The following is a 1,004-nucleotide window of genomic DNA, read 5'->3' on the forward strand; positions in this document are numbered from 1 at the left end:
TGAGGCGGTATTCGTTGAGGGGAAGGATGCACTCGTTGAGGGCTAGAGTGCATCCTCTCATGGATTGGATACTGCCTTTATGAGGGTTTAAGGCGGTCTCCGTTGAGGGGAAGGATGCACTCTTTTGAGGGCTAGAGTGCATCCTCTCCATGGATTGAATGCACTCTTTGGAGGCTAAAGCGCATCCATAGGGAAAGGCATATTCCATAAGAAACAGAGATAACTAAAGATTTGTTTTTAGATTTTTATTGATAGGTTGCTGTATTTGCGAGGGCTATTCATTCTTTATTCTCAATATTTAAGATGATTATGTGATAAGGGTTGTTCGTCAATACAATCGTAAAAGACACTGAGCATTTTTATAAAAATTGAGATATTTTTGTGTTTTTTTATTGTTTTTTTTGTGTTTGCACAAGATATGCACGGCTTTTCAACAGTTTGTTTTTTTTTAGCTTTGCTAATGGCGTTGGCTAAACACTTCAATTGTTTTAACTGCTTCAATACCGCCTTAAAAAAACAGTGCTTTATAATATGACAAAATAAGCTGTATAACTTTTGATTCTTACGCGATGCTAGAAAAAGGGGAATGTTAGGAGAGATGTTGTCTATATTCTTAGTTTATCTCTTAAGGTAGGAAGATTAACATATTTTCCGAATCTATTTTTATTGGGCCGAATCTATTTTTATTCGGTTTGACGGTTAAAGAGCAATAGCTGAATGGAATCACACTTGTCTCATGTTTTTATTCTCACGCTTTAGATTTTTCTCATGGGGATTTTATTTTCTCATGGGGGGATTTTATTTTCTCATGGGGGGATTTTGTTTTCTCATGGGGGGATTTTGTTTTCTCATGGGGGGATTTTGTTTTCTCATGGGGGGGATTTTATTTTCTCATGGGGTTTTACGCGACTCACGTAAAATAGAATGTTCTAAATAGAATATATTTGTGTTGCACATTTACGTACTTGTTTAAAAACATTATGTTATCTTATCATCACAATTAT

The sequence above is a fragment of the Bartonella sp. TT29SHDZB genome (genome assembly GCF_042193395.1).
In the GTDB taxonomy this organism is placed as follows: domain Bacteria; phylum Pseudomonadota; class Alphaproteobacteria; order Rhizobiales; family Rhizobiaceae; genus Bartonella.